At 35.8% G+C, this 8,123-nt stretch carries 9 protein-coding genes; 1 reads left to right on the forward strand and 8 read right to left on the reverse strand.

The features are described 5' to 3' along the window. Positions 1-410 precede the first annotated feature (410 nt). The 8 genes from AB5903_RS21205 to AB5903_RS21240 all read right to left on the reverse strand — a co-directional run bounded on the left by AB5903_RS21205 (position 411) and on the right by AB5903_RS21240 (position 7,563). Complete coding sequence (locus AB5903_RS21205; protein WP_368118241.1) at positions 411-773, reverse strand: hypothetical protein; 363 nt, start codon at positions 771-773, stop codon at positions 411-413. Positions 774-858: 85 nt separating this feature from the next. Continuing rightward, positions 859-2,358, reverse strand: a complete 1,500-nt coding sequence (locus tag AB5903_RS21210; protein ID WP_368118243.1) for a hypothetical protein — start codon at positions 2,356-2,358, stop codon at positions 859-861. Between the two features lies 1 nt (position 2,359). Then, positions 2,360-2,896 carry a hypothetical protein gene (locus AB5903_RS21215; protein WP_368118244.1) on the reverse strand — a complete coding sequence of 179 codons (537 nt, stop codon included), beginning with the start codon at positions 2,894-2,896 and terminating at the stop codon, positions 2,360-2,362. Next, entirely contained in the window at positions 2,893-3,780 is an 888-nt protein-coding gene (locus AB5903_RS21220) for a hypothetical protein (protein ID WP_060386285.1), read from the reverse strand. Before AB5903_RS21220 ends, AB5903_RS21215 begins: the two co-directional genes overlap by 4 nt. Next, positions 3,777-4,715: a hypothetical protein gene (locus tag AB5903_RS21225; protein ID WP_368118245.1), complete on the reverse strand. Its 939-nt coding sequence runs from the start codon at positions 4,713-4,715 to the stop codon at positions 3,777-3,779. Before AB5903_RS21225 ends, AB5903_RS21220 begins: the two co-directional genes overlap by 4 nt. Then, positions 4,702-5,382: a hypothetical protein gene (locus tag AB5903_RS21230; protein WP_368118247.1), complete on the reverse strand. Its 681-nt coding sequence runs from the start codon at positions 5,380-5,382 to the stop codon at positions 4,702-4,704. Before AB5903_RS21230 ends, AB5903_RS21225 begins: the two co-directional genes overlap by 14 nt. 134 nt (positions 5,383-5,516) lie before the next feature. Continuing rightward, complete coding sequence (locus tag AB5903_RS21235; protein WP_368118249.1) at positions 5,517-6,710, reverse strand: site-specific integrase; 1,194 nt, start codon at positions 6,708-6,710, stop codon at positions 5,517-5,519. Positions 6,711-7,113: 403 nt separating this feature from the next. Next, positions 7,114-7,563, reverse strand: coding sequence for a hypothetical protein (locus AB5903_RS21240; RefSeq protein ID WP_368118250.1), 450 nt, complete (start codon positions 7,561-7,563; stop codon positions 7,114-7,116). Positions 7,564-7,578: 15 nt separating this feature from the next. Here AB5903_RS21240 and AB5903_RS21245 point away from each other — a divergent pair, with 15 nt between their 5' ends. After that, complete coding sequence (locus AB5903_RS21245) at positions 7,579-7,998, forward strand: hypothetical protein (protein WP_118939927.1); 420 nt, start codon at positions 7,579-7,581, stop codon at positions 7,996-7,998. The last annotated feature ends 125 nt before the right edge of the window (positions 7,999-8,123 follow it).

Consider the following 8,123-nt stretch of genomic DNA (forward strand, 5'->3'; position numbering starts at 1 on the left):
TTTCTGCAAATTTACGCTCTTGGAACCATATAAACAACTGTACTACAATATTTTAATTTATAGAACTCCTCTTAATAATGATTATTGCAGTCTATAATGAGACTTAAACGATACTTGACTTATGATATTTATAATAGCCACACTTGTCTCAAACTTTCAAAATTAAATATATTTGAGCAGTGTGGCTATTATAAAATTATACATGATTTTACTTGCCTCCTTTATCCAGCGAAGAAAATCAAAAGATGTATTAAAGGCCTAAATATTAGAATATATTAGGCGTGTAAATTACTGTTTTTAATAATATAAGAAGATTTTATTCATCAATTGATTTGCGAAAGTAAGAATAAAATATTTTATAACAATATTATATGTATTAAAAATATATTAATTTTTATATTTAATACATATCAATATATATACTTATTCATCCTTATATGTATATAATAAAGTTCTTTATTTTTATTTGTAATAACTGCATACGGTGGTCTTAGACCATATTTTCTATAATCTTTCAGACACCTCCAGTATTTTGTTTTCCGAAAGAATGTATCTTGGGAAGCGTATCCAATATGCTCTATTAGCTCAGGAGGCGGCTTGCTATACTTTAGAAATTCACACACATCCATTAACAATTTGTACTCTATTGGAGCTTCATGCTTCATTAAAAAACCTATTCGGGTCTCATCAAACTTTTTTAAACTATACCCTTTTGGCTTTCCGCCCTCTTTTTTTGATGACTTGCTCTTCTTGCTTTGTCGTGTTGCTTTCATCCTGTATTGTTTTTTGAAACAATGCTAACTGAGCATTTTGGCGTTGACTTTCAATGTCAACGCTTACATTAATAATTTTCATAATCTAAATAATATATGTCATTAAAAATCCGATGTATTCTGCGCATCCGTTATTACAATAGTCTACCACACAGTTGCGCTGTCCGCCTGAAATCACACAATGCCAGGAGCCATGTCCCTTATTATGAGAATAACCTATTTTGTACTTTGGAGGATCAATATTGTTAGGTAATGTAAAAATCACACCATTATGATGAGTGTGCAATTCTCCTTGGATGGACACGATTTTTCCTATTTGGCGGACATATACTTGAGTCGTAATTCCACAATTCTGAACTTTTATAGGGATCCAGCCGCTATCTTTGGGGTAATCTATTGTTTTAGCTAACAAATCGACACCATTTACAAATAATTTACCAATCACATGCACATCATTATTGAGAACTAAATCACCAATATTATTTTTGAAATGCAGATTCTTGTCTTCTGTATTCGAGTAGCCTATATAAGCAATTTGTTCCGAATTTTTATCTGCCCAATTAAGATAACTAACCAATTCATTATCTGTTTTTGAAAGAGTAGAATGTTTCAAACTTAAAAGAGAAGCGGCAACGCTTGATATTATTACCGAACCATTAAATGTACATTCTTTGCTTTTGCCAACAATACTAAGTGCCGCACCCCCCTTTCCATCACCGATTATGGTATCACGGTAATAAGAAGAACTGCCATTATACCCTAACATATTGATATTTAAGGTCCCTTTATCGGTCGCTACGGATGAATTATATATATGACTATTAGTAACAGTTACATTTCCCCCTTTTATAATATCGGAAGACAATGCCACCCTTAACACCATCCCATTAGAGTCAAGCGAAGCCAGTAAGTTATTGTTAACATGGAATTGAACAGCTCCTTTTTCTGTAATCGTAACTTTATAGACAGTTTTCTCATTTAATTGAGATTGGATATTTAGTGCACCAGAGCTACTATAAAAAACGCTGGCCTTAGAAGTTCCGGCCACTAAATTTACTCCTCTTTTAACAAACAGTTCCTTGTTAAATGTTGCGTCCCCATCTATAACAATATCTTTTTTAACGGTTTGCGATGGGTATGGAGAATCTATCATCAAAGCATATTTACCAAATAGCGCTTCCTTTAAACGGAGTGCGCTTCCATCAGACGCAATACTAATAAACTGTGGCGGCATCTTAGTCAATGTATCATTAGATACTGGAATATCCGCAGATATTGCGCATCCATACACATTACGCCCGATCTTATCACCGGAATCAGCGTATGACACTCTTTCCACAGAATTGTTTTCATACAAATACATTGGCCATTTTGAAGCTCCTGATGTTCCTGTAAAATAACGTATTTTCCCATTTATATACGCATACCCTGCACTGATATTTGTACCAGAGACTTGACACCCGCTAATAATAAAATTATCGCATCCGTCAAATATACCGGCGAATGCCAGCGCAAGGTCTTGCAGGTTCATAATGTCGTCAATATAAGTATAACGCCCGCCTGTTTGTGAAGTAAACTCTTTCATATTAAATATACAATACTTTAAATTTTTTTCCTGCAATACGATAACGATCTATATAAAAAGAAATCATTGCTGTAAACTCTTCTTGTGAAACTATCTTGGTATTTATAGTTGGGCAACTCACTACAAAGCTTACATTACCAGTTGGTGTTTTTTCATCTTTCCAGCGTAATGGGACTGATGGGTGTCCTTCAATCTCAGATTCACCTTCTTTGTATAAAGGGAACTGATTCATATCTTCATTGGAAGCTTCCCAATATATCGGAACCCCGTTCACAACACCATCTGAAATAACAATGCGTTCAGAAGTGTTTAAAAAATATTTACCAAATTTGCGGTTTAAAAAATATTCCATCATAATGACCTGAGAGGTCATTGCTGCTTCTATGCGTTTTTCATCAGCCCATGTCACCCACCCTATATTCAATGAATTCAACGGCTGCAAGATAGACTGAAGAAATAATATTAATTTACGACCGCCCAAATAATGAGGGACCAATTGGTTGACCAAACGATCCATATTGATACGATAACTTCTCATTCTGTTTCTAATTTTATCACAACCGCTTCCCGAAATGTCGGCAAGTTACTTTCTGCACCTTGTTTTGTACTTTGCTTAGCATATCCGCTGGACAAATAGCATTTTCTGTCTATTTTGGTTAATAAGCCAAGTTCGTCATTATCGTTGTATTGAGCAACAAATACCCCCTGCTCTACACTGGCTTCTTTATCTATGTAAACGTCTGTAACGTGTTCTACTTGCTGAATAGCATCTATGACCTTTTGTGAATAAACCAAAGAATCAAATTTCATATTCTCAATGAACTTTACAAGTGCATCATCTATGTTATCATAAAGTTCCTCTTTGGTAATTGCTCCGTCATAATATACGGTAAGTCTTGGGACCAGTACATCGCCTTTGCGGCTTATTACATTGCATTTTACACCAGCAAATTTGATTTGGTTAAGGTAGGCACGAGCAGCGACCAATTCTTCCCCTGACAATCTGGACAACGAGCTACCCTCCCCAGTAGCAACTTTCAATATTAAAATATTGTCTTTAAATTCTTCACTATAATATTCTTGATAAGACACATGAGTAATGATTCTTTTTGCAATGTCTTCAGTTGCATAATGAAATGCTGTACCTTCATCATTAACAACCAAATCATCACCATATTGCCATTTTAACATAGCATTGGCATAATACATTGGGGTACCATTAATTCGTTGGGTAAAAATTTTTGCAATATCTATTGTAAAAATATCTAACAATGTCTCAAATGAATAAATAGCAGCAGCTGTAACCCAAGTAAAAGAATTGATAATTGACATCTTTGAATCATTGGTCAACTCTGTTAACTCTAAATATTTATTTCTTGTTTCTACAGCTTCGTTGTATATTTCTGTTAATGTGCGACTCATGCTATATCTGAATTTTCATATTGATAAATAGTTCCGTTTATATTAAAAAGCCATGAACCTGATTCATTCCATGCGGGTTCATGAGTGATCACGTATATAGCTTCCATTCCGGTTGTTATTATATAATTCCCCCCATCGTCCCTTATGGGTTCTTTATATTCTCCAGAGGGCTGTATATCTAATATAACCTTACAATTTCTTCTTTGGTTATTGTGAGTTGCAATATATATTAGGTAATCATTAATAACCGATTTATTATAATAGTCTATGTTTTTCAACTCTAAAACTTCCAAACTCATATCTTGTATAGATAAAAGACTGGATATGCTCATATTAGACAGTTTTACTAAATATGTGCCTTTAAATAAAAATAGCCCTTGTAGGGATATATTGTTCTTTTCTGAAATAATTTCATCTACAACTAATGGTGTAGTAGGCATAATAAGCCCATTGATTGTAGACATATTCCAAGTTTTTAAGTTAAAGTCACCATACAATCTAATCTCTCTTTTTTCAACAACATTATCAAAGAAGTGTGTGTATGCTTTGTCAGTTGGCTCTAATAATATGTTTTCCAAATCGCTATTATCACCCCAATCTACAACCATACTTCCATCTCCTGATACTAACAAAGTTATTGAAGGGGAATCTGGAGATACACAGATAACGCACCTTAGTGTAGCACTTGTCTCTTTAAAGTACACATGTCTTTCTCCATTAACAGGGATAATATGTTCTGCTTTCATAGTATTTACTATATGATCATATATAGCAGAACCTTCATCCCAATATAATTCGTCATCTTCTTTTAATATCGAAGAAAAGGATAGTTCAGGGTTATTAGCTAATAAATTAAAAACCCCTTCAATGGAACCATATATGTTTAAAGCAACATCGAATATATTTTGATTATTTTTTACTTTATATATCTGCATCTGCTTCTGAAAAATCTAAATCTAACTCCAGATCTCCTGAGTAGGAATTAAAGGCAGCGTTGATGACATTAACCTTATCATTTTTGAACTCTGTTTGCAATTTTTCTGCTAAACCTGAGTGGGCTAAATTAGCATGGAGGTATTTAATCAGCCCCACACCAGATGTCGGGTATCTATAATTATTAGAAGGAACACACTGTAGTAATAAGTTTCTATTTTGAATATTGGCATTAATATTAGCCATATCAGAAATTCCACTGGCCCACAAATATGCTATACCTTCATTTAGTTGGATACAATAATTATCTTGACTTATAATTATAAACTGAGAAGCGCATAAATTCAAATCCTTAAAACCAAATAATTTCGTATGCACTTCAAACCATTCTGAATTGTTTGTAGGATTAACAATTACACGTTCGTTTCCTCCACTAAAATCTTTTACAATACATATCCTTATAGGCTTATATACTGGTGTGTAAGGTATTTCAACCTTTACCCCAACGGTATATAAAAGATTAGTATTAAAACTGGATGGTATGGTTATTTGAGCCGTTAAATATAGGTCTTTTTCTTCAAGCCATTTAAATGAATATTTCTTTGCCGCACCTTTGCTTTGTAGAATCATATCATTTGTGGCTGTATTTATTTGTATATCCTTTCTCATCAATATAGGTAATTAAAAGTAAAACTTTATTCCGCAGTTTGTACTATCAATATACCAAAGAATAGCTTCTTGATAAAATATTTGTTGATTTCAGCTTGTTATCTTGGGTAGAATATCAGTAGAACCTATAAAATCTACCCACATTCTACCACACGGCTAAAATCAGGTGTTTTTTTCTTCCTTTTTACAGCCTTCAAATCCCGAATAATCGTATTAGAAAGAACCTCTGAATACACCTCCGTAGTTCTGACGGAAGTATGACCTAACAACTTCTGAACGGTGGTAATCGGAACGCCTTGATGCACAAGCAGGGTCGCACAAGTATGACGGGCCGTATGATAGGTTATGTGCTTCCTTATCCTGGCAAGGGCAGCTAATTGGGCAAGATACTTATTGGCCTCTGAATTGGGTCCGATTTTAGCAAAATCAGTTACTATATCGTAACGCTCCAATACAGCCAATGCCTTACCCTCAAACAGAAGATGTAACGGAAGTCTTATCTCTACATCTGTTTTGACGGACTTGAAATGAAGCCACCGCTTACCATTCACACGAATAATGTTCTCAGGTGTAAGCTGGCAGAAATCGGAATAGCGCAGTCCGGTATAGCAACAGAACAGGAAGGCATCGAGTACATGGCGGAGCTTCTTGTCCACATCAAGATTCTCCAACCTCTTCAACTCATCCGGAGTCAGGAATTCTTTTCGCCCTTTCTCTTGCTTTATCTTGTACTTCCGGAAGGGGTAGGCATCGGAAGGGATATAACCCTGATTAATGGCTTCATTCACTAATGTACGTAACTGCCTCATGTGTTTGGCAACTGTATTGACGCTATTACCTTTCTCTTTCAAATGCACTTCAAAATCCTTTAGAAAGGTATAAGTAATGTCTTTGAAATCCAATCCGGGACGGAACTCCTGAAGCACGGTTATCGTTGTCATCAGGTTCTCCTTGGTACTTCTTTTACGGTCGGATTCCTGCACATAGATTTTGGCAAATACGGGGAAAGTGACATTGACCGGCTTGTCTTTTCTGATAGCATCCTTCAGCAATGACAAGGTAACCGGAATGCCGCGCTTCCATAGGGATAGCTCAATGGCTTGCAAGTGTAAAATAAACTCGAATAGCATTGTGTTCAGGTCATTCGCCTGAGGATGGTTACACACTTGAGAAGTTTGTTTATCCCAGTGTTCAGGTTTCAGATAAATGTTCGTTTTAAAGTATACTTTTCGTTGGTTAAGCAAGGCTTCAGCTTGCACAAGGGCCATTCCCTGTTTGTTTAGCTGTTTCTTTCTGTTGTAAACTAAGCGGTATTTGATTTTATCCATTTTTAAGCCAAATGTACTTTTTTTGACGAGAAGCTGCAAACCGATGTGGGAGAACTGTTATGGAAAAAATTACGTGTCACAAACTCTTTTGCAATCCATTATACCCATCAAATCCAATGGAACGGAGTAAGTCTCAATATCATTGGAAGCCATAATTTCTACAACGTAGGGGTTCGATTGGCAACCTACGCAAACAAAGTACCTTCCGATGGAATAGTCGGAGAGTTTTATTCCATACCATCCGGGTTTACCGATATAAAAGTTGTTTATAAGAATTGGGATGTTTACGTAGTATTCACTGTAGTACAAGGGCAATCTGTTTATTTTAAATACGATTGTAGCACCCCATGCGATATAATTAAAGATATTAGTTTCATTGACGAATCATACAAGGAGATAAAACCTATTGCACAATAGTGCAATCTGTCAGTCCGGTAATTTCATCATCTTGTGTAGCCATATCATACATTGAATCTCTAACTATCAGTTCTCTGACAATAGTTCTATCACCTAATGAATTATCCGAAGTCAAGTATATGGATATTCTATGGTCACTTTCGTATTTCATTTTTAGGTATGTATCGCTATTGGGCTGTCCATACAGGTATTTGACATATACTTTTGTGGTATCTTGTAATTCCATAGTATTACCAGCAATGTAAACGCAAAAATCACTTGATGGTTCACCTGTGGATATACATGATACTCTGATAGCAAAAGGAGCCCATTGGGAAGCTAATGAACGGTATAGTAATACGCTACGTTTGCCTTCTGATTTTATCTTTGTTGTTGCAAACTTGGAATTACTTAATCCGTCTTTCCCAGGAGTTACAACCGGTATCAGTTCTCCCACGTCTCCACAACCGATGTGGGAGAACTGATTGGTACAACCACTATTGAAAAAGCGGGGTTGTTATCTCCGGATTTATTCAAGGTATATCCTCATTTTGTAAATGCTTACGATTCTGTATATAAGATTGCAGACAATGTGACTGACTGGTATCGTGCCCCGATAGCGGTCTTATGCAATGATTCTGCTGATACGTGCATGGACTTTTTATCATTTATATACATACCAGATACAGGTTTGGCGGCTTCCTTAAAAAGAATTTTAAAAAAGCCGCTTCAAGTAAAATACTACATAAAAGGACGTGACCTATTCGTATCATTTACATTCAATAACGAGTTACCTAATCATGCGTATATTTTATCGCCTCACGGTGTCCAATTGGTCGGAACACCGGACATCATCGACGATAGCTTCACGGAGATAACGGAGAAGCTATAACGGGGGCTATTGTGCGGCAGTTGGCCACGGCTTGAATGGTTTTTCACCTTCTTTTATACGGACAAACACCTTTCCGTTGCCGGCCGAAAGCCGCTGCGTTATATAACCGTCATAGGAACGTACTT

This window comes from Bacteroides sp. 2201st1_D9_2201SCRN_220225 (genome assembly GCF_040928965.1).
GTDB lineage: Bacteria > Bacteroidota > Bacteroidia > Bacteroidales > Bacteroidaceae > Bacteroides > Bacteroides stercoris.

Bases quoted from the DNA above. Each gene is read 5' to 3' on its own strand.
- AB5903_RS21205 (WP_368118241.1), bottom strand. From the start codon at position 773: ATGAAAGCAACACGACAAAGCAAGAAGAGCAAGTCATCAAAAAAAGAG.
- AB5903_RS21210 (WP_368118243.1), bottom strand. From the start codon at position 2,358: ATGAAAGAGTTTACTTCACAAACAGGCGGGCGTTATACTTATATTGAC.
- AB5903_RS21215 (WP_368118244.1), bottom strand. From the start codon at position 2,896: ATGAGAAGTTATCGTATCAATATGGATCGTTTGGTCAACCAATTGGTC.
- AB5903_RS21220 (WP_060386285.1), bottom strand. From the start codon at position 3,780: ATGAGTCGCACATTAACAGAAATATACAACGAAGCTGTAGAAACAAGA.
- AB5903_RS21225 (WP_368118245.1), bottom strand. From the start codon at position 4,715: ATGCAGATATATAAAGTAAAAAATAATCAAAATATATTCGATGTTGCT.
- AB5903_RS21230 (WP_368118247.1), bottom strand. From the start codon at position 5,382: ATGAGAAAGGATATACAAATAAATACAGCCACAAATGATATGATTCTA.
- AB5903_RS21235 (WP_368118249.1), bottom strand. From the start codon at position 6,710: ATGGATAAAATCAAATACCGCTTAGTTTACAACAGAAAGAAACAGCTA.